The sequence below is a fragment of the Pseudoalteromonas aquimarina genome (assembly GCF_049257255.1).
Lineage (GTDB): Bacteria > Pseudomonadota > Gammaproteobacteria > Enterobacterales > Alteromonadaceae > Pseudoalteromonas.
The window spans coordinates 397,137-424,107 of the sequence record NZ_JBMMUG010000003.1 but is presented as its reverse complement, the minus strand read 5'-3'; the positions used below and the strand labels follow the sequence as shown (position 1 = coordinate 424,107).

Here is a 26,971-nt window from a genome sequence, read left to right as displayed (position 1 = left end):
GTTAAATTTAAAGGCAAGATTGAAGAGAATTTAAGAGCTGTTTTTCATCAAGAAACAACTAGCACATGTTGGCCTTTACGCTTTTGATATTCCAATAAAAATGTTTGTCATTACAACAAAAATAAATCGTGATAAATCCCACCTATATTGCTTGCTGAGCCCCGTTTGCCATGACACACTCACGAAAATTTTTGCAAGACTTCAGTGCGCATAAATAATCCTATTCGCACCCTATTTTTTTAAATACGTGGTGTGCTGCAACCGTCAGTTTTGATGTGCCAAAGCATCATCCACACTACTTGGAATGATCCATGGTGAAAACCTTAATTGTGGTTGATGACACTCAAACCACATCACATAACGATATTAAAGCAATTGATTTTGCAACTTACCTAAAAGACTATCCGAAGCGTGATGAGCCTAAAACGCGTGTTATAAACCTTTGCGAAAGCAGCCGCTATTTAAGCCAAGGCTACTATTGTTCATTATTAGCAGAAGCCCGTGGCCATGACGTTTTACCGAGTGTAAAAACGCTTAATAATTTGCGCGCACCAACCCAAACATTAGTATCGAGAAAGTACCTTGATAAAACCGTTTGTAACGACGGCGAAAACTGTTCGGTGCTAATTTGTTTTGGTCGTGTGCAAGATGAAAAAATGCAAAAACTGGCAGCTATGGTTTATCAAGAATACCCGGTGCCGGTATTACGTATTGCCATTAAATGTGGTGTAGAGCAGCTCACACTCACTATTGAAATGCTGAGCTTTTCCGTTTTAAGCGACGCAGAAAAGCAGTTTTTTAATAGCGTGGTAAGCGAGCTAGCAAATACTGCGTGGAAAAAACGCCAAGGCATTAAAAAGATGCGTTGGGATGTTGCTATGTTGGTTAATCAACATGAAGCATCAGCGCCGAGTAACAAAGGTGCGTTAAGTCGGTTTATTAAAGCAGGGGAAAAACTCGGCATTGCAGTACATACAGTGGAAGCAAGTAGCGGCGTGAATTTAGCACATTACGATGGCTTATTTATTCGTGAAACCACAGGTATTGATCACCATACTTATCGCTTAGCGCAACACGCTGAAAAGCTTGGCCTTGTGGTTATGGATGATCCAACGTCGATTTTACGTTGCTGCAATAAAGTGTTTTTACAAGATGCCTTTAACTACCAAAAAGTGCCAAGCTTAAAAACACATATTTTGGCGGATCAAAGCCCTGAAACTATCGCCATGCTCGAGAGCATTTTTGGCTACCCATTAGTGCTTAAAATGCCAGAAGGTTCGTTTTCTAAAGGGGTGTTTAAGGTTAAAACCCGTGACGAACTTAAAACACGTTTAGCCGAATTATTTGCAGAATCAGCGCTGGTGCTGGCGCAAGAGTTTATGTTTACCGATTACGATTGGCGTATTGGCGTCATTAATGGCCGAGCACTGTATGCTTGCCGCTATTATATGGCACGCAATCATTGGCAAATTTATAATCATAAATCAAAGCGCAATTTTTCAGGCGCGTTTGATAGCTTACCGACATTTGAGGTGCCTAAAGCGGTGCTGAGTAGCGCACTCAATGCAGCGGCGGTAATTGGCGATGGTTTTTATGGCATTGATATTAAAGAAGTCGACGGCAAAGCTTTTGTCCTTGAAGTAAACGACAATCCAAGCATCGACCATGGTGTTGAAGATAAATACCTCGGCGAAGAGCTGTATATGCAAATTATGTCGGAGTTTTTACGCCGTTTAGAAAGCCGAGGCAAATAACCATGGCATGCTGTATTCGTGATGCAGTAAGTAACGACCTAACTGCATTACTTGCCATTGAAAACCGCTGTTTCGATAGTGATAAAATCAGTCGGCGCAGCTTTAAACGCTATTTAGTGTCGGAGCACAGTAAATTATTAGTTGCAGAAAACGACGACTTAGTCGTTGGCTACGTATTAATTTGGCTACACAAAGGCACCCGCCTCGGGCGCATTTATTCGTTAGCGGTATTACCTGAAATACGTGGGCAAGGCATTGCTGAGCAATTATTAACGGTGATTGAAAACGTTGCTAAGGCACACAAGCGCTTTTACATTCGCCTTGAAGTTGCAGCAGAAAACCAAGCGGCTATTAATTTATATGAAAAGCTTGGATACCGTGTGTTTGGCCGCTTTTCAGCCTATTATGCTGACAGCAGTGATGCACTCAGAATGCAAAAACGCATTCGTGCCAATACCGAGCAAGGGGCCCACTTAGCTGCGCCTTGGTTTAGACAAACCACTGAGTTTACTTGCGGCCCAGCAAGTCTAATTATGGCAATGTCAGCGCTGGCGCCAAACAACAAAGATTGGGTCGAGCAAGAACTGGCAATTTGGCGTGAAGCCACCACCATTTTTATGACCTCAGGACATGGCGGCTGCCACCCATTTGGTTTAGCACTGGCAGCGCATAAACGTGGGTTTATCAGCCAAGTTATGGTAAATACCGATGCCCCGCTATTTATTGACAGCGTACGCGATTTCACAAAAAAACAGGTTATTGAACGGGTTCACTATGAAATGCTAAGCGACTGCCAACAATTAGGCATTAATATAAGTTATCAAGAGCTCAATCTTGAGTGGTTGCAAGCGCAATTACAGCAAGGGCACGCGGTTATTGTACTCATTAGCACCTACCGTTTCGATGGTATGAAAGCGCCCCATTGGGTATTGGTTACAGGCATCGACGATGAATGCGTTTATGTGCACGACCCCGATGTAAACGAACCAATTCAAAGCGATATTGATTGCCAACATTTACCTGTTGCCATCGAGGCATTTCAATCAATGGCCGCCTTTGGCAGCCAACGTCTTAAAACAGCGGTGGTTGTAGCAAATCAGAAGTAATAGGGAAAAGTGTAATACCAATTCTGTTAAGTATGTGATCAGGGATAGCGCTGGATAAATGAAATGCTAACAAGGCAGAATTTTTCTTATGTAGTTGTTCTACATTGATAAATTCTAACGCATTTAGCATGATATTTAGCCCGCTAGGATGATTAGCTACTTAAGTGAATTGGTATAATACCAGTTCTACGCTGTTGGCTTTTCATTAAAATCACATACGCATTCTGTTTAAACCCCTTGATAAGAATGCGTATATCTTTTAATTAAAATTAAAGCAAAATGCTATGGTGATTTCTTATGTATGTAGGAGCATAGTTACGATTAGGGCTAATAGTCGAACCCAACTTTTAAAGATGCCTTTCTTGATTAAAAAAAGCGCGCTATTACCACTGAAATGCTGATGTTCTTTTACCAATCACAACATCATCAAAGGTAAGTTTTGCGACTATCATGTCTCTAAAGCAAAAGCTGGCAAAACGTAAACTTGATCATATTCGCTTCCTTTCTAAATATGAGGGTATATCAAATTTGTTTCAATTTATGCCTAGTTAGATTAACTATCTAACTAAACCCAGAACGCATCGGTTCATTCACTTTAATTCTGGGAACTAGATAAACTTCTATAACTTAGTTTTCAACGACTCTGCCCCTATTTTTTGATAGAGTGTTAAACAAAGCTAACATGTTTCCCAAATAGACTTAGCTTCTATTGTTATTTTATCAATATAGTCTTTAAAGCTATTTTCGTTTACGCTTCCTTGATAGGGCTTAAGCCAATTAGCTAAGCGTTGATTGAAAAAAACTTCTGGTTTTAAGGTCAACGCTTCAAACTCTAAAGGCGATAGATACTCTTTTACTTCAGAAATATCATAATCTGTGCTGTTTAGTTTAAAATCGACTTGCTCACTAATTTCATGATAAATTTCCGGATGAAGTAAGACACTGTCAACCCGCTTTTCATCATGATGGTCAACCCATTGCAATTCAACAAAGTCTTCATCAAGGCCACAAAACCAACCCAATACGGGTTCATCAGTTTCTAGTGCAATTTCATGAAGCACACTTACTAAATCAACTGATGTTGCATATTCTTGCTCTAAGGTAAACACTACCACATCATCTGTTATCGACATTTGAGGCTCGTTCAATTCATCTTCAATGATTTCCCTTATTGAATCACGTTTTACCTCGTTTATTCTTAGGATGATGCTAATATTTGCGTTCACTAATTCATCTCCGTTCAATCATAATTGTGAAAATAACCCATTGTTTTTTTTCAAAAACCTAATTATTGCAAATCACCATTTAATGGCTTTCCACACTCATCAAATAGTGTCTCATCTAACCAATCATTCTTTTTCCACGAATTCCATGCTTTAGGCTTAAGCACTCGCCACTCGTTTACTCCCTCGCCATTATTCCAAGCACTCAGTGCATCCTTAATGCAAGAAACAAGATTTTCAGGAAAGTCGTCTGCTCGACTAATAAGTAAACGATGTATTTCTTTAGCAAACTGGTATTTTATAGGGACAAACGCTGTCTCATTTTCGACAATTTCCAATACACTGTACACCATTGCTTTAATTGCCATTTCTGATATTGACACGGTCACATCTCGATGATCTTTGGCAAAATCCAAACATGACTCGATATATTTAGGGTACCACTGATAGTAATCGTTGTTGTCAACATAAGGACGGCAACAAAAACGGTATATATTCGTCAATTGATAAAAAACACCATTAACATAAGCTACTTGGGTTTTACTTATTGCAAATTGATAATCTTGACTAAGGCTATTACCGTGAAGGTATTTATATAACAGCGCCTCACGCCCCGCTAAGGGGTATCTGTCTTTAAAGTTTAATTCTCTGGCTATGGCTGTTCCATGGTAAAGTTCTGCACATGATAAATAACGTTTTCTCGCATCCGCCATTTTTTGCGGCCACTGCTTATCACGTGCTTTGAAGGTATCAATTACATACTGATACATCTCATCAGTTTGAACTGGGCTAAACAATAATAAAAGAAATACACGTGCATGAAAGCCATTTAGCGCGCAGTCAAAATCATCTCTTATTTTTTCGCTGTTTTCTTTTAAAGAATCTGCCGAATAGCCTCTACTATTGGTGAAATCTAAATCACCCGTTAAAAAAAACGTCTTTAATTTATTAAACGCTTCTCTGTCTCGCGGACCATAACGTTCAACAACGGTTTTAACGTTTTTCCAATCTTCTTTACGGGCTTTAAGCCATTCTTTGTTATCAGGCTGCCAGCCAGCTAAATATTTATCCATTAAAATGCCACACTTTGTTCAATTAGTTCTGTTATTAATTCGTCTTCCACGCCATCGAGCATAACATCTCGCCCAGTCGTTAATATCAAGGTTTTGATATCACCATGTAATAATATCTTTCTTACGTCTTTGACCGTGTATTTATCATTCTCTTTCGCACTGCTAAAGCCTAAGCTTGCAAAACCACCACTCTTGCCACCTTCTTTTGGCAGTTTGCGCGCGCGTTGGGCGACTTTATCTAATGTTTGTTCGCTATAACCTTCCAGCTCTTTAGACCGTTTAAACTTTTGGTAAAACCATTGCATTTCATTTACAATCTTTTGCTGGGTGTTTATTTGCGCGGTTAAAACACGGTCTAAATAAAACTGTTTGTGCAGCCCCTGACCACCTTTACTAAGGTCAAAGCGCTTCCACCTTTTCGAATCAATGAGGTCAGAATCGTTGATTCTAAAACCATCAAGTTAATACAGATAAAAGCTTTCAAACTTTGCTGCTTGCCATTTATTGAGTATCGCTTGTGCGTTGTTATTTATTTCATCACGCTGCTGTTGTGGCATTTTTTCAAATATATAATCAACATCCTCTTGGCAACTCCACATTTCGTTATCTTGTTTGTTCATGGCGATGATTGTTGCTTGTATTGTTAGCGCTAAACTATCGAAATACACTTCTGATAACAGCTCTATGGCACCGTTTACACTGCCATACTCGGCTGCTTTTGCAAACGCGGCTTGTTTTTCAGTTACATCGTTTTCGTTTTGATAATACACCGCCATTAAAAGATAGGCTGATGCTATCGCTTTAAACTCAGTTTCTTTACTTTCATTTATGGTTTTTTCTGCAACGTGTTTCAACTGTGAATAGAAATCAGAGTCATCAGGAGGTGCTTGACCAATCACTGCATCCAGCAAATCCGCTAACGTATATTGGCTGAAAGCATGTGCCTGCTCGTTCTTAGGTGTGGTTATCGGCTTGTTAGCTATTAGCTCATTGGCTTTATCGGCTGTGACGGCAATTAGGTTTGCTAATTGGCGGTTTGATTTCCCGTTTTTCCAACCAGTTATTGGGTTAATATCATTCATCCAATTTAAAAAACGCTTTTCAAACACCGCTAGGCGCTCATTAATGAGTTCACTTTCGGCAACACACCCTTTAAAAATAACCTTAATAGTACCGTTAAAGCGTTTATCAGGGTAACGGTTATAGCGAATTTCCCATGCCTGAGGCTCTGCCACAGTATCGCCATGTTGCTTGGCTAAGTCTCGGGTTACAATCTCGCCGTATCGAATGGCATCATCAAGTGACGGGGTGTCTATGGTAATCACTAAATCACATTCATTGGCATCTGCTTCAGTTGGCACAAATTCATGGGATATCGTAGGTTTTTCTTCAAAATACACCTGAGTTTTGCTCTCAGCGGGGTTTAGCTCTAATAAATAGCTGCCACCAATGTCGATTTTGTCTTGAAAACCGTAAAAGTACATTACGCCGGTTTTTGGGTGGGTAAATAAATGTTTGCTCGGTCGAATACTGTCAGGTAATTGATATTGCTTTACTTGTTGCAGCGATGTTTTATCAAAAATCGTTAACGTAAAACTGGCTTCATGGGTGTAGTAAATCAAATTGCCCACTACTTCAGCATAGCCCCGGCCACGGCAGGTTTTAGTTTGTTCGCTGTGACCTGAACTAATAAAATTAAGTGTTTCACCTGTTTCAGGGTTAAGTAAATACACCCCTTCAAAGGTACCCACATATAAAATGCCTTCATCAATGCAGGTAGTATCTAACGCATTCACAAACTCTTTTTGCCAAATAAGTTGGCCTGTATTGTCATCTAACCCGACAAGGAGACCACCTTCATTATAAGTTCCATGTGCCCCTGTTGGTCCGACAAACCAAATTAGTTTATGACCATAGCGGATAGGTTTTTTCTTGGTAAAATAGCCTCGAACTTTATAAGGGATGTTGAACGACCAAAGTTCATTTAATTTACTATCAAATTTTTTATAAAACGTCCTTTTATGCTTACCATAGATAAATTTGTCATCGACATATTCAATCATTATGTATGGCTCACAGTAATATAATTCACCATTAATATGATATGCATAAGTAACTAAGTCTTTTTTATCATTCCTTACATCTCCAGTAATGAAACCAGATTTACTCTCAAACATGCCGTATGGTGAAATAAATAAACTTGAATCAAGTTCAAGTGATGAGTTCGCAAACTTAAACCCTTTTTTATCCGACCCCATCAATATTTGATTTTCACCTAACAGGTTTTCTGCAAATACAAATTTTTCAGTCGATGAATAGTGGCATATCCTCAGTCCATCATTAGTTATACTGAGTGCCGAGTCTTCAAGTTGAGTTGAAAATACCGTGCTATTTTTATCTTCTAAAAACAACTCGTATTGTTTGCATGTAGCTGAATAAATTCTAATCATTGTTTTTTACTATATGTTTAAATTTTGTGATTTCAAAAAACTTAGCATCGCTTAATTCTTTAGCTAAATCATCAAGATATTCGTCAAGTTCGAATTGATCGAGCTTCGAACTATCTAGTCCTGTTTTATCTATAAGAGTTTTCAGAGCTTTTTCATCATTCTTTAAGTGATCAATCGTGTGCTTAAGCAACTTCTCTTCATATTCTTTTATCAACGCATCGCTTGGAACGTTATGTAGCTTTCTGGAGTTTGGGATCATATCGGGTGTAAAAACCCATTTATAGCCTGAATTGGCCTCTGATGGGTGCACATCGTCATTTGTTTTCACTTCCAAAATAAAATTACTTAAGCCCTAGAGTACCTAACCTGATTTCCCCTTATAATCCAAATTTTAAGCATTCGGTTGTATAAAAATAGAGATTAGAATCTAGTTTTCACCACTTCCTTGTCAAAGCGTGCTTTTAGATACGTTTCATCTAAGGTGTTGTGCCAAAGCTGTTTAGTTTGTCCTTTGTCTTTTGCAATTTCGCCAATGCGCCCGGGGTTATATTTCATAATGCGCTCGGTTTGGTAGCTGGCAATTGGGTCTTGGTAGGCTTTTTCTGGCGAGATCACTTGCCACCCTTTTTCGCGAAAAGCATCGGCTAAATCGCCAACAAACAGGGCAGTAATATCCATTTCATGCAGCAAAATAACGTGTTTTGGCGAGTGACCTAAATATTTTACCGCCAATTCATCATAGTATTGTGCACCTTGTATAATTACATCGATGTAAAACTCTTTTAGTTTATCAAAGTCGACTTCTTTGCCATTTTTTAGTGCATCTTGAAACAAGTTTTCAATGTACCAGTCGTAGTTATTAAGTGTGATATATGCATTGCTGTAATCATTTTTAGCTAAATAAGCACGCACGCCGTCGCGCTTTTGTTGAGTGTCGCCTTCTCGCAAATAGGGGAAGCGAAACCAAGCTTTAAAGTTTGGATAGTCTTTAATTTGATTATGGGCGGTTGTAATTTCCTGCAAATAATCTTCTAAGCTGGTTTTGTTGATATCAGGATGGGTATGGGTGTGATTGGCAATAATATGTCCAGCATTTGCGTACGCTTTTAATCGCGCTTTGCCTTCTTCATTTAAATGGCGTGTGGTTACAAAAAATGCCGCTTGTTTTATGCCGTGATCGTTTAGTTCTTTAATCAGTGTTTTCGCGCGCGTTGGCCCATCAAAATAGCCAGTTGCTTGCCTCGGTGCGTCATCAAAAGAAAAGGCGATTTGCTTTGCGCTTGTAGTGTTTGCAAATAACAACGAGAGAATAATAGCTGCTGTAAAAAAAAGAGGTTTCATAAATAAAAAAGATGACTAATGTTAATTAGTCACCCTAACATTGGTATTTAATTTAAACAATGCAACTAGCTGTTATTTATAACATTAATTGTTATAAAGCTTAGATAAATACTGCTCTATACTGCTTTGCCAACTAAAGCGGCTGGCTTTTGCGGTACTGATCATAGTTTGCCAATGGCTACTTTCGTTCATATAACAATTAAGTGCATCATTAAACACATTTTGCAATGAAACTACTTGCTCACCAATAGTATTACCCTCAAATACAAAGCCGTTTTCGTGGTGTTTGACCGTATCTTTTAAACCGCCGACCCCATGCACGATACAAGGTTGCCCTGCTTTTAGCGCAAGCATTTGGCTGATGCCACATGGTTCAAATGAACTTGGCATTAAAAACATATCACCTAGCACGTATAAATCATCCGATAAGCTTTGCCCATAACCATTTAAAAACAAAAAGTTACTGTGCTTTGCCATCAACTGCATTAGGACAAATTCATAGTGGCTATCACCGCTACCAAGCATAATAAAACGCCCGCCCTTTTGTTCTAAATCGAACAGCAACTTACTTAACACTAATTCGCCATCAATGCGCTCAACTAGCAAACGTACTTTTTGCTCGGTTAATCGACCAATGTTAGAAACAATGGGGCCTTTAAACTGAGGACTATCTTGCCAAAGCGATATTTGCTCGTTAGCAAGGTAATGCACGGTTTTTAGTTGCTCAAAGCGACTCATCCAGTTTCGAAGGCAAGATTTACTGCTGCGTAAAAAGCAATCTAACGTGACTTTCGGCTCAGGTTCATTGCTGTATTCACAGCCGTTTAAAATACCAACCAGTTTGTCACTATTTTCAGCTAGAATATGCTCCAGCCCCTCGCCGCCATATATACCATTTTGATGGTCGCTGGCACAGAGCACCTCTTCGGCATAACTGTCTGATACAAAGTGTACTTTATCAACTAAACTGATTGCTGCACGCATCGGGTTATAACAAAACGGGTAACGCGGGTCGCATAATTGCTGGCCGTCGTAACTTAAACTTGGAAACCACGCCTCTAAGCTTGAATCATCGCCATTAAATGGTCGCGTACCTTGTAGCGCGAGATTATGAACTGTGTATACCAGCTTTGTGTTTGCAAAATCACGATAGCGTGTATCAAACTTCAGTAGCACAGCCAAAGTTGCTGCATGCCAATCATGCAAATGAAAAATATCTGCCGCTAAATGCCCCTGTAAAATACATTCGCCAATGACATTACAAAAAAGCGCAAACTTGGTGGCATCTTTGGCAAATGGGCGGTTATCTTCATCATGACAATAAACCCGGCTTTCCCCTGCTTGTTGAAAGAGCGGATGCACCACCACATACTGTGTCACTTTGTCGCTTGAAATTGCATGCAATTTATAAAGGTAAGCTGTGTGTTGCTGATGAGCGAATGAAAAGCTCACTTCTGCGACACACTCACCGTTATAATGGCTGTGATAATAACCATAATCTGGGATCACCACATCCACATTAATGTTATGCTCTGCAAGTGCCTGTGGCACATCGCGAATTACATCGGCGACACCGCCAACTTTCGCGCCCGAAATACAATCATTTTCAGCCGCTAACATCAAAATTCGCATACAGTCCTCTTATGCAATCGCCGCTTGGCTTGAAGATTCACTACTTTTAGCATCCGCTTCTTGCGACTTTTTTGCCAGTGCAGCAATCATATCGCGCGTCACAAGCACCACGCCGCCACTTGAAATTCTAAAGCCATTGGCTTCATCTTGTTTATGATCAACCCCAATGTTTAAGCCTTCAGGAATAACGCAGCTGCGATCAATAATGGCTTTTTTGATAATACAGTTTCGGTTAATCACTACACCCGGTAAAATCACCGCTTCTTCGACGGTGCAGTAAGAATGCACGTGCACATTTGAGAACAGCAGTGATTTACGAATGGTTGAGCCAGAAATAATACAACCACCCGACACCGTTGAATCCACCGCCATACCGCGACGTGTTTCATCATCAAAAATAAATTTAGCGGGTGGTAACTGTTCTTGATAGGTCCAAATTGGCCAATTTCTATCATATAAATCAAGCGATGGCGTTGGCGATACTAATTCCATATTCGCTTCCCAGAACGAATCTAGTGTACCTACATCGCGCCAATACGGTGTACCGCCTTGGCGTGTATCTCTAAATGGATACGCATACACATTATGCTCTTCAATTATTGATGGAATAATGTCGTGGCCAAAATCGCGACCAGAGCAGCTGTTCTGTGCGTCTTTTTTCAATTGCTCAAACAAAAACTCAGTATTAAACACATAGTTACCCATCGATGCTAAACACTTAGTTGGGTCGTTCGGTAATGGCGCAGGGTTCGCTGGTTTTTCTTCAAAGCGCTGTACGCGTTTTTCGTTATTAACCGCCATCACACCAAAAGCACCGGCAGCTTCTTCCACTGGCACTTCCAAACAACATACTGTCATGTCCGCACCCGTTTCTACGTGCTTAGCAATCAACTCACCATAGTCCATACGGTAAACATGGTCGCCCGATAAGATCATTACGTATTTAGGTAAATCGTGACGAATAATATCCATATTTTGATACACCGCATCGGCAGTGCCACAGTACCAATCATCACTGTAACGTTGTGACGCTGGTAAAATTTCAACTGAATCACCTAATTCCTTTTTAAAGTGACCCCACGCGCGATTCACATGGCGAATTAAGCTGTGCGATTTATACTGCGTAGCAATACCTACTTTGCGCACGCCTGAGTTAATGCAGTTTGATAGTGGGAAGTCGATAATGCGAAATTTGCCACCAAAGTACACTGCGGGTTTAGCACGCCAATCCGTCAACTCTTTAAGGCGTGAACCTCGTCCACCTGCCAAAATAAGTGCATACGTATCACGGGTAAGGTTACTAATATAACGATTTGCAGAATTAGGCATTGCGGTCTCCTTGTGCCTTGTTGAATTCGATTGCCTTTGCTTGCCAAATATCACTGTTGTATTGGCTAATTGTGCGGTCGCTCGAAAACATACCTGATGCGGCCGTATTTAAAATACTCTTCTGAGTCCAAGCACTTTGCTCTTGGTAAAGCGTAGCTGCTGCCTCTTGTGCTTTCACGTAACTATCAAAGTCGTAAGCTGTTAGCCATTGGTCATGATTGTCACGGATTGAATTAATTAATGGCTGGAATAAGTCTGGGTCAAATAAATTAAAATGACCACTTTCCAATAACGTCATGACGCGAGATAAATTAGGCGAATTTGCAATAATTTCATTGGGGTTATAATGCTCACGAATTTGCGCTAATTGCTCAGCTTTGGCACCAAATAAGAAGAAGTTATCAAGGCCTACAGCCTCTGAAATCTCAATATTTGCACCATCTAAGGTGCCAATGGTGAGTGCCCCATTCATCATAAATTTCATATTGCCAGTGCCCGACGCTTCTTTGCCAGTCGTCGAAATTTGCTCTGAGAGATCGGTTGCAGGGCAGATGGTTTCCATCGCCGTAACGTTATAATTAGGCAAGAATGCGACACGCAAATAAGGTTTGGCAGCTGGGTCATTGTTAATGGCATCCGCCACATGATTGATTAAACGAATAATCAGCTTCGCCATAAAATAACCAGGCGCTGCTTTACCACCAAATAACACACAGCGCGGTGTAAAGCCTTCAAGTTCCCCTTCGCGAATACGTTCGTAAAGGTGAATAACATGCAAAATATTGAGTAACTGGCGCTTATATTCATGAATACGCTTTACTTGCACATCAAACAGCATGGTTGCATCAAACTCCACGCCAGTTTCACGTTTTACTAAATCCACCAGCGCTTGTTTGTTTTCAAACTTTACTTGTTGCCACTTTTTATGCAGCGCTTTGTTATCAAATTTTGCACGTAACGCATTAATTTTACTAAAATCGCTGACCCAATCGTCGCCAATTTGTTGGTTAATTAAGTGCGCTAATTTAGGGTTACAATGCGACAACCAACGCCGTGGTGTTACCCCATTGGTTTTGTTATTAAAGCGCTCTGGCCACAGCGCATAAAAATCGCTAAATAAGCCGCTAGTGAGTAGCTCAGTATGAAGCGCTGCCACACCATTTACCGAAAACGAACCAACAATGGCTAAATATGCCATACGCACTTTGGGCTCAGGCCCTTCTTCAATTAGTGACATATCGCGTTGTTTTTGTGTATCACCCGGCCAGCAGGTGGCTACTTGCTGTAAAAAACGCGCGTTAATTTCGTAAATAATTTCAAGTAAACGCGGCAGTAAACGCTCAAATAACCTTACTGGCCATTTTTCTAATGCTTCCGGCAACAAGGTGTGATTGGTGTATGCCATAGTACTTGAGGTAATTTGCCATGCTTTATCCCAATCAAGCTGATGATCATCCAGTAAAATACGCATCAGCTCTGCCACTGCAATGCTTGGGTGTGTATCGTTTAATTGGAAAACATGGTATTTCGGGAAGTTATGGAAATCTTCTCCGTATTGTTTAACCCATTTTGCAATGATGTCTTGCAGTGTTGCGCTTGATAAAAAGTATTGCTGACGTAAACGCAGTTCTTTACCATTTTCGCTGGCATCGTTCGGGTAAAGCACCATAGTGATTTGTTCAGCTTGGTTCTTTTTAGCTACCGCTTCTGGGTAACTGCCCGCATTAAACTCTCTTAAGTCAAACTCTTCTGTTGCTTCGCTCTTCCAAAGGCGTAGACGGTTAACCACGTCATTGCGGTATCCGGGAATCGGCACATCATATGGCACAGCTAAAACATCTTGGGTATTCACCCAGTTGCGATGCTCACGGCCATGTTTGTCTTTATACACTTCCACATGACCAAAGAATTTTACTCGGTGGCTTTGCTCTGGCGCGGCAATTTCCCACGGGTGACCTTCATGTAGCCAGTGATCGGGCTGTTCAATTTGACGCCCTTGCTCAAGCGATTGATTAAACATGCCATATTCATAACGTAAACCGTAGCCAACCACAGGCAATTTTAGTGTGGCGCAGCTATCTAAAAAGCACGCGGCTAAACGCCCTAAACCGCCGTTGCCAAGGCCTGCATCATGCTCTGCCGCCGCAACTTGCTCAAGTTCACTGCCATATTGGGTAAGTGCCTCGGTTACTTCAGGTGCTAAATCTAAATTTAAAATGGCATTGTTTAGTGCACGCCCCATTAAAAACTCTAGCGATAAATAAGCAACTTGTTTGTGAGGTGCGCTGTCGCGCTGTTGATTTGTGTGACGACATTTTGCCACCAATCTGTCTCGAATGGTTAGCGCCAGCGCCTGATACAAGTAACGCTGCGACTTATTCACCTGATCGCGCCCTAAGGTGTAATAAAAATGGCGATATAAATCTTCACTTAAGTCGGAATTTTCAATCACACTAGGTGACAAGGTAGTTTTCTTTTTCGCTAAGTTTGATTGTTTGTTCACACTAAACTCCTTGCTTAGTTAAATTGAACGTATGGGACGTATCATTATCTTCCTGCGTATTTGCAGGCATTTTGATATGGCTGGAAAGCACCCAGGCACTGTAGCTATTGAGTAATAGCGTTTGGCCAGGCGCTAAACATTCTTCATCGCGCTCGTCTGAATAAGAATAAAGGCGGATACGCCAACAGTGATGGGCTTCTTGTTCAGGTAATTTAAACATTACATTTTTGCTAGAGGCATTAAACAGTAATAACAGCGCTTTATCGTCTTGAATATCTTCCATTAAATAGCCAAGACAATGGCCATTTGGATTATGCCAGTCAGCATCTTGCATTAACGCGCCGTGTTCATTTAGCCAAGTAACACTAAAACGCGGATCATCATCGTGAATAAACTGACTTTGGCGATATAAAGAAAATTCACTGCGCAGTTTTAATGCGCGACTAATAAATTGATAAAGCGGGTGCTGCTGCGTATCGTCAAGACCATCAATTTGCCAATCGATCCAACTAATTTCGTTATCTTGGCAATAGGCATTGTTGTTGCCGCCTTGCGAGTGTGCAACTTCGCTGCCAGCGCACAACATGGGAACACCATTTGATAAGCACAGTGTCAGTAAAAAGTTCTTTTGTGCGCGCAAACGTAGTGCATTGATATCTGTATCGTCTGTGACACCTTCAAAGCCCCAGTTATTGGATAGATTATGGTCGTGCCCGTCGCGATTTTCTTCTTGGTTGGCAAGATTATGTTTGTTGTTATAACTCACTAAATCGGCCAAGGTAAAACCGTCATGGGCGGTAATAAAGTTGATACTGGACGTAACCGCACGCCCTTTTTTCTCAAACAAATGGCTTGAGCCATGAAAGAAACGGGCAAACTCTGGCAACATGCTCATATCGCCACGCCAAAAGCTGCGTACCGTATCGCGGTATTGATCGTTCCATTCGCGCCATGGAGCAACATAATTACCCAGTTGATAGCCATCAATCGCTAAGTCCCATGGCTCTGCGATAAGCTTAATACCTTTTAAAATTGGGTCTTGGGCAAGGGTTTGAAAAAAGGTGTGATGCTTTTTAAAACCATCTTGATCACGCCCCAAAATGCTCGCCAAATCAAAACGAAAGCCATCAACTCCATACACTTGCACCCAGTAACGCAGGCTATCCATTACCAACTGCAAACTTTTAGGATGTGAAATATTTAGGGTGTTACCACAGCCTGTATCATTAACATAAAAAGCAAAGTTATTTTGTTGTAAGCGGTAATAGGCTTGATTATCAATGCCGCGCAGAGACAAGGTTGGCCCTTGTTCATTACCTTCCGCAGTATGGTTAAATACCACATCAACAATTACTTCAATACCCGCTTCGTGCAGTACCGAAACCATCTGCTGAAATTCTTGTTCCTGCTTGGTGTGTGCATAGGCTAAATGAGGTGTGAAAAAATTAAGTGTGTTGTAACCCCAATAATTGCTAAGACCGCGCTCTGGTAAAAACGCTTCACTAATAAAACTGTGAACTGGTAATAATTCAATAGCAGTCACACCTAAGCTTTTTAAATGCCAAATAAAATTTGGGTGAGCCAAACCTAGGTAAGTACCGCGAAGTTCTTCTGGGATTGACGGATATAACTTGGTAGTACCTTTGACATGGCATTCATAAATGACCGTTTTATGCCAGGGGATATTTGGCCTTGTGCCTTGATAATGTGGCAACACTGAGACTTTGCATTTTGGCATATCCGTTGCCGAATCTAAGTGCCTGTAAGCTTCATCAGCTTTATGCGAATTGCCCCAATTAAATTCGCCAAATAAGGATTTAGCATACGGGTCTAGTAGCAATTTATTTGCATTAAAATAGTGACCTTTTTTCGGGTTATAGTCACCATAAACCCGATAACCATAAAGCTGACCTTGGCCAACGCCGCGAATAAATATATGCCAAATACCTTGCTCGTCACGGTAAAGCGGAATACGCGCAATTTCGCTGTGACCACTTTGATCAAACAAACAGATCTCAACTTTGCTTGCCCTTTCTGAGAAAAGCGCGAAATTAGTGCCATTTTCACTTGGTGTTGCACCAAGTGGTGAAGTGTTTCCGGGTCGTATTGCAAAGCGCGCAGACACAGTTATTTCTCCACAAGGTAATAGGTTGCAAGCGGTGCAAGCGTTAACGAAATACTGTGCTTAAAGCCATGATTTTCTTCATCTGACACAGTGACATCGCTTTCAACCAACACGCCACTTCCACCAAACTGAATGTCATCAGTGTTTAGCACCAACTGGTAACCTTTTGCTTTTGGCACGCCTAATTTAAAATTTTCACGAACCGCTGGGGTAAAATTGCAAATCGCAATCACATTTGGTTGGTCGCTAGTTTTACGAATAAAACTAAAAACGCTTTGCTCAGCATTACCACCATCAATCCAGCGAAAGCCCTCGCCACGATTATCCAGTTGATACAGTGACGGATGCGTTTTATACAGCGTGTTGAGTGCTTTTATTAGGTTAGAAACACCCTGATGTTTCGCCTCATTAAGTAAGTGCCAATCCAAACTAATGTCATGATCCCATTCATGATATTGAGCAAATTCGCCGCCCATAAACAGTAGTTTTTTACCGGGATGTGCCCACATAAAGCCATAAAATGCACGTAAGTTTGCAAACTTTTGCCAGTCATCTCCCGGCATTTTGTTAATAAGTGAGCCTTTTCCGTGCACTACTTCATCATGCGATAGCGGCAGAATATAATTTTCACTAAACGCATAAACTAATGAAAAGGTCATCTCGTTATGGTGATGACGGCGATAAATGGGATCTTTTTTCATGTACTCTAAGCTGTCATTCATCCAGCCCATATTCCATTTAAAGCCAAAGCCTAAGCCCGATTGGTCGGTTGGCTTGGTCACTCCCGGCCACGCTGTAGATTCTTCTGCAATCGTGACAATATTTGGATTTTCACCATAAACGCTGGCATTAATGTGCTGCAATAAGCTTATTGCCCCGAGGTTTTCACGGCCACCATAACAATTCGGTACCCATTGCCCTTCTTCGCGGCTGTAATCCAGGTAAAGCATCGATGCCACCGCATCGACACGAATGCCATCAATACCAAATTCTGTCAGCCAATATGTGGCGTTCGACAGTAAAAAGCTGCGCACTTCAGCACGGTCGTAATTATAAATATGGGTATTCCAATCTGGATGATAGCCTTGACGTTTATCCGCATGTTCGTATAAATGAGTACCATCAAACATGGCTAAGCCGTGGGGATCATTTGGAAAATGTCCCGGCACCCAATCAATTAGTACGCCCAGCCCCGCTGCCTTTACTTGGCGAATAAACTTTGCAAATTCATTGATATCGCCAAAACGACTGGTTGGCGCATAAAGGCCAACGGGTTGATAGCCCCACGAACCATCAAATGGAAATTCACTGATTGGCATTAATTGAATATGGGTAAAACCAAGATCTAATACATAAGGGATCAATTGTTCGGCAAGTTGCTGGTAGCTCAAATAACCGTTACCTTGCTCAACATTGCGACGCCACGAACCTAAGTGCACTTCATAAATGCTGATTGCTTGATTGAATTTATTAATAGGTGAAATTGGCGCTGGGTTTGTAGGTAAGCTAGCTACCCGCGAGGCCGTATGGGGCGGCAACTGCATTTGCAGCGCGAATGGATCGGCTTTTTCTATGCGCTGGTTGTGCTCGGTTAGCAGGCTGTATTTGTAATTTTTATCGCTTAAATCTTCCCCGATAAAAATTTCCCACACCCCAGATGCTGGGTGAAAGCGCATGGGGTAGCAACTGGCATCCCAATGATTAAAATCACCAATTACTGACACCGCTTTAGCATTAGGTGCCCACACGGTAAAACGCGTGCCTTTAACCCCTTGATGCGTTATTACATGCGCACCGAAATGACGATATGCATGTGCCAAAGTGCCTTGATTAAATAAGTACATTGCATCAACGTCTAAGCTTGAAGAAAAGCTATAAGGTAAATAACCTTGTACTTGGCAATTACCATAATCAATATCAAGCTCGATGGGCTCTGCAACTTTACTGTTACTCACCACAAGCTGAAATAACGCGGAGTCTTTAAACTGTTCCATCGCGAGATTTAGTTTATTTGCGCGCACTGCAACATTTTTTGCACCAGGAACAAAGCAGCGAATGATCGCAAGCTCATTGTTAATACTATGCTTGCCTAAAAAGCTAAACGCATTAATAAAATCAGCGCGTTGTAATGAATAGGCCTTTTCTAACGTGTGTTGTTCTTCGTTTAGTTGGCTAAGTGAAACAAAATTAGCTACTGACATGATCTCTCCTAGCATTTAACAACTGCCAAAAACCGTTATCTTCATTTTGTGTGTCTTGCTCTTCTGAGCTCAAAGGGCCAAAAATAGTCGCTAAAGAGCACGAAAGACGGCGTCGCCAGTTGGGGTATTCTTGATCGGTTCCAGGGATGTTTACCGCAAGCGTTTCACCACTTAAATCATCAAGTTGTAAACATAAAAATTGCGAATTGGTTGTTGCAAGGTTAATTACCAATGCACGGTAAATGCTTTTTGCATCATCGTTTTGTGGTAACGCATTTGCTTTTTTCAACCAATGAATCAATGCGAGTTTGTCGTGTTCTCGTTGCGTTAAATCGAAACCGTATTGTTCATTATTTGAATAAAGCTGGTATTTTTCACGAGTGTGGATATCGATGCTTTGCCACCACGCATAAAACGGCGCAACATCATGGTTGGCAATCATCACAAGGGCATGTTTACGATGTTCGTTTGGCGATAGAAATTGACCCGCTGCATCTTTTTCGAAATAGAAAATATCATTGCCATAAACATGGGCATTATCTAAATCGAGTTTAATTTCTTCTGGTACAACACCTAAATCTTCACCAATGACAATGCATTGATTTAAGTGACTTTCCAAACACAAGAGCGCTAATAATTCTTTAAACGGGTAATAGACATAACAGCCTGCTGGCTGGTCATTAACGCTAACACACCACCATAACCGCAGTAATCCCATAACATGATCAATGCGCAGGCCACCGGCAATCATATTGGCGCGAATTAATGCGATAAAATGAGAAAAATGTGAGGCTTTTAATTTAACTGGATCTTGTACTGCCAAGCCCCAGTCTTGTCCATCACGTGCCCATGGATCAGGCGGCGCACCAATATTGGCATGTTTAACAAAGAGCGATTTATTGCGCTGATACTCTTCGCCATCACGCGAACAACCAACCGCTAAATCTAAAATTAAGCCGATTGCCATGCCTTTGTTTTTGGCATAGCGCTGGCAATAATCAAGCTGCTCTTTAGCGACCCACTGCAAGTAATAATCGAACTGGGATAAGTGCCAGTCAGCATGCACAACAACAAAGGTATTAAAATCCTCTGCTCGTTCAGTATTTTTTGCCAACTCTAATTCACAGAAATTAAGATACATTACCTTAAAGCACTGATATTTATGCTGTGTCGCTTGGCTGTAATCAATAAATTGATTGTCTGAGCGATATTCACCGTTTGGCAAAGTGTAATCAATACATAAACGCGGACTGATATAGAGCGGGTTTATTTGATTACGATCATTTGGGCTATAGGGGCTTGCACGCTCAGGCTCTTTGGCAAATAACTTATGCAATGGATTAAGTAGAATATAATCCGCACCTTTTTCACTACTTCTTTGAATAAGCTCTTTAAGTGATGAAAAATCGCCAAAGCCACTTTCGCGCTTATCGCGCAGGGTATATAACTGACAAGAAATGCCCCACGGCCTTTGGTTTTCATCTAACGCAAAACAACTTGGCGGCGCCACAGCCAAAGTCGCACGGAATGACTGTGCTTTTGTAATTTGAGACGAGAAAACAACATCAACTTGGTAGTAGTTTGCAACAAGTGATGGTAGCTCAATTTGATATTCACAATAACGCACACCATCGATAACATAGTCACCAATTTCTAGGCTGTTTGTCAGCGCAACGTGTAATCTGCAAAACTCTGTTTCACCCTCAGAAATAACAATTTCAAGGTGTTTTTCTGGCTCAAAGCTTTGCGCACGTACTTTTAATACAGCGTGTTCACTTGAAGTCACTTGAAATGCATTAAGCACTGTTTGCCAAGGCAACGCATCTAAGCGAAAGTTAGTGTCGCAAACGTAGTCTTGGTTAGTAACATCATGGCCACAGGCTGTAAGAATTTGTCGTCTTACATCATCTGCGATACGTGTTTGTTGACCATAATAATCAACATAATCGAGTGCTACTCCTTGCAGGTAACACAATTGTTCTACTGCATTCACTCAAATTAAGCTCGCACAGTAGAAACAACTGAATTATCAGTACCAAACGCGTTTAGTAAGTAGTGATCCGCAGCATGGTCGTTTTGCCATTCTTGCTCATTAACGAGGTATTTAAATTGGAAATCTTGTTCAATAGGTAAGCGAAGTTTGGTACGAAAAACGTTGTCCTTTTTAACGTACTTCATAGTCACTGGCTGCCAATCATTAAATTCACCTGCCAACGACACTTTTGTGTCTGCTTCTGCTGCAAACTCGAACGTTACTTCTGCTTCTTGCTTGGTCTTAAAAAATCGTTTAGTTAACATTGTGCTTTTCCTTTCCATTTAACTAACACGCTTCAAACTGCCTAGCGTATAACTGTGATTATCTAAACATAGGAATATTTACGCTTCGTGACAGTGCATAAAAAATTTTTTATGCACTAATTTGATGCAAATCATGCAATTTAACACTAAATATTCGCCATATATCCTTTTAACGCAAAATATAAGCCAACTGAGTATAGAAGTTATTAATCAAGGTACAAGCAAATAAATCTAATGCGAATGTGAATTAATTTCATAGATAAACCAAGACCTGAGTTATTAGGCTTGCACCCTATTTGTTCAAATAAGCAGCGTTTGACTAGAATAAGTTCAAACCAAATAACTCTTTAACATCAAACAAAACCTGCTGCGTTTTATGGTCGGCGTGTTCGCTGCCTTTACGCAAAATATCGATTAGTTGGGCTTTATCATTTAAATACATCGCGCGTTTTTCACGAATTGGGGCAATAAGTGTTTGCAAGCAATCTTCTAAAATCTTTTTGGTTGTACCATCGCCTAAACCACCTTGTTGATATTGCTGTTTAAGCTCAGCAACATAGGCGGTTTCTGGGTGAAACGCATCAAGGTAGGTAAAAACCACATTGCCCTCAACTTGCCCTGGGTCTTCTACACGCAAGTGATTTGGATCGGTGTACATCGATTTCACCGCAGTCCGAATATCTTTTTCGCTTGCGCCTAAATTAATGGTGTTGCCCATGGTTTTAGACATTTTGTTTTTACCGTCGGTACTTGGTAAGCGCGGCGCATTACTTAATAATGCACGGCATTCATTTAAAATCGGTTTGCCCGCAAGTGAATTTATTTTTCTTACAATCTCATTGGTTTGCTCAAGCATTGGCAGTTGATCATCACCCACCGGAATAAGCGTAGCGTTAAACGCTGTGATATCCGCAGCTTGCGAAATTGGGTAGGTTAAAAACCCCGCGGGAACGCTACGATTAAAGGCTTTACTTTGAATTTCACTTTTCACCGTTGGGTTACGCTCTAAGCGCGAAATAGTAACTAAATTACTGTAAAACATGGTGAGTTCAGCAAGTGCTGGCAGTTTTGATTGCAAACAAATAGTGGTTTTAACAGGGTCGATACCTACGGCTAAATAATCAGCCACCACATTTAAAATGTTTTCGCTGACTTTTTTAGGGGTGTGGGCGTTATCGGTTAGGCCCTGCATATCGGCGACTAAAATGGTTTGCTCGTGCAGATGTTGCAGTTGGGTGCGCTGTTTTAATGAGCCAACAAAATGCCCTAAATGTAAAGGGCCTGTAGCTCTATCGCCGGTTAAAATTATTTCTTTTTGCTGTGATGCTGTTTGTTTCATGTGTATCTCCAAGATGAAAAGTAGCCACTGGAGATACAAAAAAGACACGTTGCTTAAGCTACCTACCAGCAGCTTAAGAATGTAAAAATCCTGCGCCGCTCTATTGTGAGCGCCACCAAGATGTAAATGATGTGATAGTAGAAATATGTAATGTATTTTTCATAACGCTAGCACCTTAGCAAACAGGCACTTGTAACACAAATTTTAAATAAAATAATGAATCACAACTAAAGCAGAGTTTTAAAATAACTCTGCATGGTCTTTTACAAATGTCACTTCGCCGGCAATTTGATTAGCCAACTGAGACAATTGTTCGACGACGACAAAGCTTGCAGACTCCATCAGCGCAAGGTAGTGAGCTGCGGCTTTTTTATCTCCTGCGAGATTAGCATTTAAAGCGGCTAAACCATTTTGGTGCACTTCCGCATGTGGCTTTTCGAGTTTCTTAAATGCTGTAAAACTAGTGTACTTACTCTGACCCTCACCTTCGTAATACCACTTGCCTAAACGGCACATAGTATGATCTGCAAAATCCTCTGGTGATTTATTCGATAACCCCAACATCACTTGGTAAACTTCCATTTTCCAAACAACATGATCCATTTTTACCGTTTGCAGGAATGCATCAGCAGTTGAATTAGTTATTACAGTGTACATATTCTGAGAAAACTCAACTATCCGATTTGCAGTTTTATCGATAGAGCCTGTACTGTCACTAATCTTAATACTTCTCTCACCAACACCTCGAATACTTGTCACCACATCTTTCATCTGATTGTTTACTTGTTCAATCAATGCTGAAATTTCATTTGAGGCTTCGGCTGAGCGCTGTGCAAGCGTTCTAACTTCGTCTGCAACAACAGCAAAACCGCGGCCCTGCTCACCTGCACGTGCAGCTTCAATTGCTGCATTTAATGCCAATAAGTTTGTTTGATCAGAGATGCCTTTGATAATGTTGACAAAGTCATTAATTCCCTTAGTTACTTCATTCAGTTCATCAACAGAATTTGAGGCTTCTTGTGAGTCATTGGAAATCACCGAAGTTGCTCTAATTGTGGAAGCGAGCATATCTTTGATTTGGTCAAATAATTGCTGTGACGCATTAAAGTCATCACGATGTGCGATTAATTCTGTCGAAGATGCCGCCAAACTTTCACGAATTTGACTTAAAAGATCACCAGACTGAAGAGATAATTTACACAAAGACTCTTGATGCTGGGCTTTATCAGAAAGCATATCGAGGTCGCCCGAAATACTTAAATTTTCTTGTTGAGCTTGTTCTATCGCTTGGATTAATTTCGCATTTTCTTGTTTTAAGTGCTGATTTTCTAGTTGTAATTTTTCTAGTTCACTTTTGTTCACCCAATTTAAGAACATTAAGCACCTCTTTTATTTAGTGAATGGGTAACGAAATGAAAACGCCTCAGATCATGCATCGCGCAAAGCACCATACTGGAATGAAGGTTTTAACGTCGGATATTGAGTTATCGGCAAAAAGCGAAAGCTCTCGACTATTTTAGGAACAGATTATTGTATTTGAAAGACTTAATAACTCTAAAAGAGTTGTTATAGCTTTAAAATACAAATTACTGCTCAACTTTATGATTCTAGTCAAAAAAAACTAATAAAACACATTTAAATAATAACAAAGCTTGAACCTTCAACTTCTTTTGCTCGGTATACTGCTTGATCGGCTTTTTTAATGAGCTTTTGCGGAATTAACGTGACATGCTCTTCCCTCGATGTAGACACTGCGCCAATTGAGCATTTTATTTCAATTTCGTGCTCGTTTAATTGTTGTGGCTCACGAAGGTGTTGTATTATTTTTTGGCAAAATTGTGAAAGTTCTGATTCAGGGGTGTCGGGCAATAACAATGCAAACTCATCTCCCCCTAACCGAGCCAATGTGTCTGTTTCACGGCTTACTGATGAAATAATTTGAACGAATCGCCTTAATAACTCATCACCCACATCATGGCCATAAGTATCATTTATTGGTTTAAAATCATCTAAATCAAAGTAAAGTAAGCTTACCGCACGTTTACTACGTTTTGCCATTTTAAGTGCTTGCTTGCAACGGTCTTGAAATAGCAAGCGATTAGCGGCACCTGTCAGTGCATCATAATGTGCTAATTTGGTTAGCTCTTGGTTTAATTTAAAATCTTGAAAAACCGCTTTAATACTGTGCTCAACTAAACCAATGGTAGCCGCAGGTAACGGTAAAATATCAATCGTCAATTTGCACGAATTAGGCACTGAAAAACCATTAAAGTCACTTGTGACCACCAAAACAGGTAAGAGTTTGTTCACTTTTCTCAAGTAGTTATAAGTTGTACGAAACTTTCGCTCAGTAACAATCAGTAACGAGGGAGAAGAGGAAGCAATATCACTGGTTTTATTAATGATGCAGACACTATCAAACGCAATGGAAGTTAGCTTTAAAGTGCACTCTAACCAGGCTGTCACTTCAGGTGACTCTGTAAAAATGCCCACTTGACGAATTTTTTGTATATTCATAATGCTCTGAACATCACTTTATTTACGACATTATTGATTAAATAACGTAATTAATCATGCTAAAAAAACTTAAAGTAACAATTAATTAAACAGGCAATACTAAAAGTGCAGTCTAAAAAAACGACGACAACAAATTAAATTAATCAAAATAGCAAAATCAAATAAAAATTTTTATTAAATGGAAATTTAATTAACTTCGCATATACGGAAACAACATAAGAGCATCTTTAATTATCTGTTTTTTATAGCTTTTATCCAAATAAATAGCATAGATATCGCGACTATATTCCGGAGACCCTTCTACTCTGAAAAGTTTGCCTTTACGAATATGCTCAAAACACATTTGCTTAGGTAAATAGGCACAGCCAGACGCTTCTAATATAAAATTAAGCGCAATTCTTGGTTGACTCATATGGTGGCGAATAGCATTTAAATCACTGTAATCACGTAAAATTTGGCTATTAACCGACTCACCATAGTCAACCATCACCATATTCTCAATATTGTGTAACGTCATTTCTCGATCTGTTGACACTAGCTGTAGCGGTACGGTTGCCACTTTTTCATTCACAATATCTTGCATAAACGGTGGCTCAAACAAAAAGGCAATATCTATTAACCGGCTAACCACTTGTTTTCTAAGCTCTAACGGCGAATATGTGTGGGTAAATAAATGCACATCATCCAAATTACGATGGATTTTTTGTAACCAGTCTTGCAATACAATATCCCAAATAGACATCATTGAACCAACAAACAGCTGGTAGGAGTTAGGCTGAGCAACACCCACATCTTGTTTTAGTTTTTGCCACATAATAAGCATTTCATTAGCATGCTTAACAAGGCGATGACCTTCTGCGGTAAGCTTTAAACGCTTTTGCGTACGGTCAAATAGCTGCACACCGAGCTCTTCTTCTAATTGTTTAATACGACTGCTCACCGCCGCTTGCGTAAGATATAGATTTTCGGCCGCAATACGTACATGTAATGTTTGACTCACTTCTAAAAAAGTAGTTAAAAGTTCGATTTTCACGCAAAACCACCCTTTTGATAAAAATGTTTTATTAAATGACTATTTTTATTTTGTTTCTATTTCTATTAATTATCAACTACCTTTCCTAATATAAATTATCGGACTAAAAACGATTAAGGGAGCCAAATTTTGAAAATTGCTATTTTATCTAGAAACGAAAACTTATATTCAACTCGTCGCCTTCAAGAGGCATGTATTGCACGTGGTCATGAAGCAGATATTATCGATACACTTCACTGCTATATGGACATTACTAGTAGCCGTCCTGCGGTTCGTTACCACGGTAAAGAATTACCAAAATATGATGCGATTATTCCGCGTATTGGTGCATCGGTAACTTTTTACGGAACTGCTGTAGCAAGACAGTTTGAAATGATGGGCACATTCAATGTAAATGAGTCTGTTGCAATCAGCCGTTCGCGCGACAAACTTCGCTCGCTTCAGCTGTTATCTCGTAAAGGTATAGGTCTGCCGCGTACAGGTTTTGCACGCAAACCAGATAATATTAAAGACTTAATTAAAAACGTGGGTGGTGCACCTTTAGTAATCAAGCTTTTAGAAGGTACTCAAGGTATTGGTGTAGTACTTGCTGATACAGCTAAAGCCGCAGAGAGCATTATCGAAGCGTTTATGGGCTTAAAAGCGAACATTCTAGTACAAGAATACATTAAAGAAGCTGGCGGTGCCGATATTCGCTGTCTAGTAGTTGGTGGCAAAGTAGTTGCAGCTATGAAGCGTCAAGGCGCAGAAGGCGAATTCCGCTCAAACTTACACCGTGGTGGCAGCGCTGAAATTGTAAAACTAACCAAAGAAGAACGTGCAACAGCAGTAAATGCGGCAAAAGTAATGGGTCTTAATTTCTGCGGTGTAGACTTACTTCGCTCACACAATGGCCCTATGGTAATGGAAGTAAACTCTTCTCCAGGCCTTGAAGGTATCGAAACTGCAACAGGTTTAGATGTGGCAGGTAAACTTGTTGAGTTTATAGAAAAAACTGCAAAGTCAGGTTCAACTAAAACCAAAGGTCAAGGTTAATTAGGCATAAAC

The 26,971-nt window shown here is 40.4% G+C and carries 20 protein-coding genes and 1 pseudogene; 3 read left to right on the top strand and 18 right to left on the bottom strand.

All coding sequences use genetic code 11. The features are described 5' to 3' along the window. Positions 1 to 311 precede the first annotated feature (311 nt). Positions 312 to 1,754, top strand: coding sequence for a RimK family ATP-grasp domain-containing protein (locus tag AAEU29_RS09910; protein WP_421973168.1), 1,443 nt, complete (start codon positions 312 to 314; stop codon positions 1,752 to 1,754). Positions 1,755 to 1,756: 2 nt separating this feature from the next. Then, positions 1,757 to 2,860 carry a ribosomal protein S18-alanine N-acetyltransferase gene (gene rimI / locus AAEU29_RS09905; protein ID WP_421973167.1) on the top strand — a complete coding sequence of 368 codons (1,104 nt, stop codon included), beginning with the start codon at positions 1,757 to 1,759 and terminating at the stop codon, positions 2,858 to 2,860. Positions 2,861 to 3,537: 677 nt separating this feature from the next. Here rimI and AAEU29_RS09900 read toward each other — a convergent pair. From AAEU29_RS09900 to AAEU29_RS09815, 18 genes and pseudogenes are all read right to left on the bottom strand, one after another. Beyond that, a complete protein-coding gene (locus AAEU29_RS09900) occupies positions 3,538 to 4,086 on the bottom strand; it encodes a hypothetical protein (RefSeq protein ID WP_421973166.1) in 549 nt (182 codons plus the stop codon). A gap of 62 nt (positions 4,087 to 4,148) precedes the next feature. Beyond that, positions 4,149 to 5,156, bottom strand: a complete 1,008-nt coding sequence (locus AAEU29_RS09895) for a hypothetical protein (RefSeq protein ID WP_421973165.1) — start codon at positions 5,154 to 5,156, stop codon at positions 4,149 to 4,151. Then, entirely contained in the window at positions 5,156 to 5,461 is a 306-nt protein-coding gene (locus AAEU29_RS09890) for a hypothetical protein (RefSeq protein WP_421973164.1), read from the bottom strand. The genes AAEU29_RS09895 and AAEU29_RS09890 overlap by 1 nt, the downstream gene beginning before the upstream one ends. Positions 5,462 to 5,617: 156 nt before the next feature. Further along, complete coding sequence (locus AAEU29_RS09885) at positions 5,618 to 7,606, bottom strand: PQQ-binding-like beta-propeller repeat protein (protein WP_421973163.1); 1,989 nt, start codon at positions 7,604 to 7,606, stop codon at positions 5,618 to 5,620. Further along, positions 7,599 to 7,940: a hypothetical protein gene (locus tag AAEU29_RS09880; protein WP_421973162.1), complete on the bottom strand. Its 342-nt coding sequence runs from the start codon at positions 7,938 to 7,940 to the stop codon at positions 7,599 to 7,601. Before AAEU29_RS09880 ends, AAEU29_RS09885 begins: the two co-directional genes overlap by 8 nt. An 86-nt stretch (positions 7,941 to 8,026) precedes the next feature. Then, positions 8,027 to 8,947 carry a polysaccharide deacetylase family protein gene (locus AAEU29_RS09875; RefSeq protein WP_421973161.1) on the bottom strand — a complete coding sequence of 307 codons (921 nt, stop codon included), beginning with the start codon at positions 8,945 to 8,947 and terminating at the stop codon, positions 8,027 to 8,029. An 84-nt stretch (positions 8,948 to 9,031) separates the two neighbouring features. Continuing rightward, entirely contained in the window at positions 9,032 to 10,579 is a 1,548-nt protein-coding gene (locus AAEU29_RS09870) for a glycogen synthase (protein ID WP_421973160.1), read from the bottom strand. Between the two features lie 9 nt (positions 10,580 to 10,588). After that, on the bottom strand, positions 10,589 to 11,908 hold the full coding sequence (gene glgC / locus AAEU29_RS09865; protein ID WP_421973159.1) for a glucose-1-phosphate adenylyltransferase: 1,320 nt from the start codon (positions 11,906 to 11,908) through the stop codon (positions 10,589 to 10,591). After that, entirely contained in the window at positions 11,901 to 14,411 is a 2,511-nt protein-coding gene (locus tag AAEU29_RS09860; protein WP_421973158.1) for a glycogen/starch/alpha-glucan phosphorylase, read from the bottom strand. The genes glgC and AAEU29_RS09860 overlap by 8 nt, the downstream gene beginning before the upstream one ends. A gap of 1 nt (position 14,412) precedes the next feature. Next, complete coding sequence (glgX, locus tag AAEU29_RS09855) at positions 14,413 to 16,536, bottom strand: glycogen debranching protein GlgX (protein WP_421973157.1); 2,124 nt, start codon at positions 16,534 to 16,536, stop codon at positions 14,413 to 14,415. Positions 16,537 to 16,538: 2 nt separating this feature from the next. Continuing rightward, entirely contained in the window at positions 16,539 to 18,737 is a 2,199-nt protein-coding gene (gene glgB / locus AAEU29_RS09850; protein WP_421973156.1) for a 1,4-alpha-glucan branching protein GlgB, read from the bottom strand. Continuing rightward, entirely contained in the window at positions 18,724 to 20,730 is a 2,007-nt protein-coding gene (gene malQ / locus AAEU29_RS09845) for a 4-alpha-glucanotransferase (RefSeq protein WP_421973155.1), read from the bottom strand. The genes glgB and malQ overlap by 14 nt, the downstream gene beginning before the upstream one ends. A gap of 5 nt (positions 20,731 to 20,735) precedes the next feature. Beyond that, positions 20,736 to 21,035 (bottom strand): isoamylase early set domain-containing protein, encoded by a 300-nt coding sequence (locus AAEU29_RS09840; RefSeq protein WP_274762227.1) that lies wholly within the window; start codon positions 21,033 to 21,035, stop codon positions 20,736 to 20,738. Between the two features lie 319 nt (positions 21,036 to 21,354). Then, the gene (gene trpS, locus AAEU29_RS09835; protein WP_421973154.1) at positions 21,355 to 22,374 is read right to left on the bottom strand and encodes a tryptophan--tRNA ligase; all 1,020 of its coding nucleotides are present in this window, start codon (positions 22,372 to 22,374) and stop codon (positions 21,355 to 21,357) included. A gap of 240 nt (positions 22,375 to 22,614) precedes the next feature. Then, the gene (locus AAEU29_RS09830) at positions 22,615 to 22,977 is read right to left on the bottom strand and encodes a CZB domain-containing protein (RefSeq protein ID WP_421973340.1); all 363 of its coding nucleotides are present in this window, start codon (positions 22,975 to 22,977) and stop codon (positions 22,615 to 22,617) included. An 84-nt stretch (positions 22,978 to 23,061) separates the two neighbouring features. Then, positions 23,062 to 23,442 (bottom strand): annotated as a pseudogene (locus tag AAEU29_RS09825) (methyl-accepting chemotaxis protein); the annotation flags it as partial. Between the two features lie 567 nt (positions 23,443 to 24,009). Beyond that, positions 24,010 to 24,891 carry a diguanylate cyclase domain-containing protein gene (locus AAEU29_RS09820; RefSeq protein ID WP_421973153.1) on the bottom strand — a complete coding sequence of 294 codons (882 nt, stop codon included), beginning with the start codon at positions 24,889 to 24,891 and terminating at the stop codon, positions 24,010 to 24,012. A gap of 190 nt (positions 24,892 to 25,081) precedes the next feature. After that, a complete protein-coding gene (locus tag AAEU29_RS09815; RefSeq protein ID WP_421973152.1) occupies positions 25,082 to 25,924 on the bottom strand; it encodes a LysR family transcriptional regulator in 843 nt (280 codons plus the stop codon). A 129-nt stretch (positions 25,925 to 26,053) separates the two neighbouring features. Here AAEU29_RS09815 and rimK point away from each other — a divergent pair, with 129 nt between their 5' ends. Continuing rightward, positions 26,054 to 26,959: a 30S ribosomal protein S6--L-glutamate ligase gene (rimK, locus tag AAEU29_RS09810; RefSeq protein WP_372765837.1), complete on the top strand. Its 906-nt coding sequence runs from the start codon at positions 26,054 to 26,056 to the stop codon at positions 26,957 to 26,959. The last annotated feature ends 12 nt before the right edge of the window (positions 26,960 to 26,971 follow it).

Coding starts and splice junctions, on each gene's coding strand:
- AAEU29_RS09870 (WP_421973160.1), bottom strand. CDS start 10,579: ATGCGAATTTTGATGTTAGCGGCTGAAAATGATTGTATTTCGGGCGCG.
- AAEU29_RS09895 (WP_421973165.1), bottom strand. CDS start 5,156: ATGGATAAATATTTAGCTGGCTGGCAGCCTGATAACAAAGAATGGCTT.
- AAEU29_RS09840 (WP_274762227.1), bottom strand. CDS start 21,035: ATGTTAACTAAACGATTTTTTAAGACCAAGCAAGAAGCAGAAGTAACG.
- AAEU29_RS09910 (WP_421973168.1), top strand. CDS start 312: ATGGTGAAAACCTTAATTGTGGTTGATGACACTCAAACCACATCACAT.
- glgC (WP_421973159.1), bottom strand. CDS start 11,908: ATGCCTAATTCTGCAAATCGTTATATTAGTAACCTTACCCGTGATACG.
- rimI (WP_421973167.1), top strand. CDS start 1,757: ATGGCATGCTGTATTCGTGATGCAGTAAGTAACGACCTAACTGCATTA.
- trpS (WP_421973154.1), bottom strand. CDS start 22,374: ATGAAACAAACAGCATCACAGCAAAAAGAAATAATTTTAACCGGCGAT.
- AAEU29_RS09875 (WP_421973161.1), bottom strand. CDS start 8,947: ATGAAACCTCTTTTTTTTACAGCAGCTATTATTCTCTCGTTGTTATTT.
- AAEU29_RS09830 (WP_421973340.1), bottom strand. CDS start 22,977: ATGGATCATGTTGTTTGGAAAATGGAAGTTTACCAAGTGATGTTGGGG.
- AAEU29_RS09885 (WP_421973163.1), bottom strand. CDS start 7,606: ATGATTAGAATTTATTCAGCTACATGCAAACAATACGAGTTGTTTTTA.
- glgB (WP_421973156.1), bottom strand. CDS start 18,737: ATGTCAGTAGCTAATTTTGTTTCACTTAGCCAACTAAACGAAGAACAA.
- AAEU29_RS09890 (WP_421973164.1), bottom strand. CDS start 5,461: ATGCAATGGTTTTACCAAAAGTTTAAACGGTCTAAAGAGCTGGAAGGT.
- AAEU29_RS09820 (WP_421973153.1), bottom strand. CDS start 24,891: ATGAATATACAAAAAATTCGTCAAGTGGGCATTTTTACAGAGTCACCT.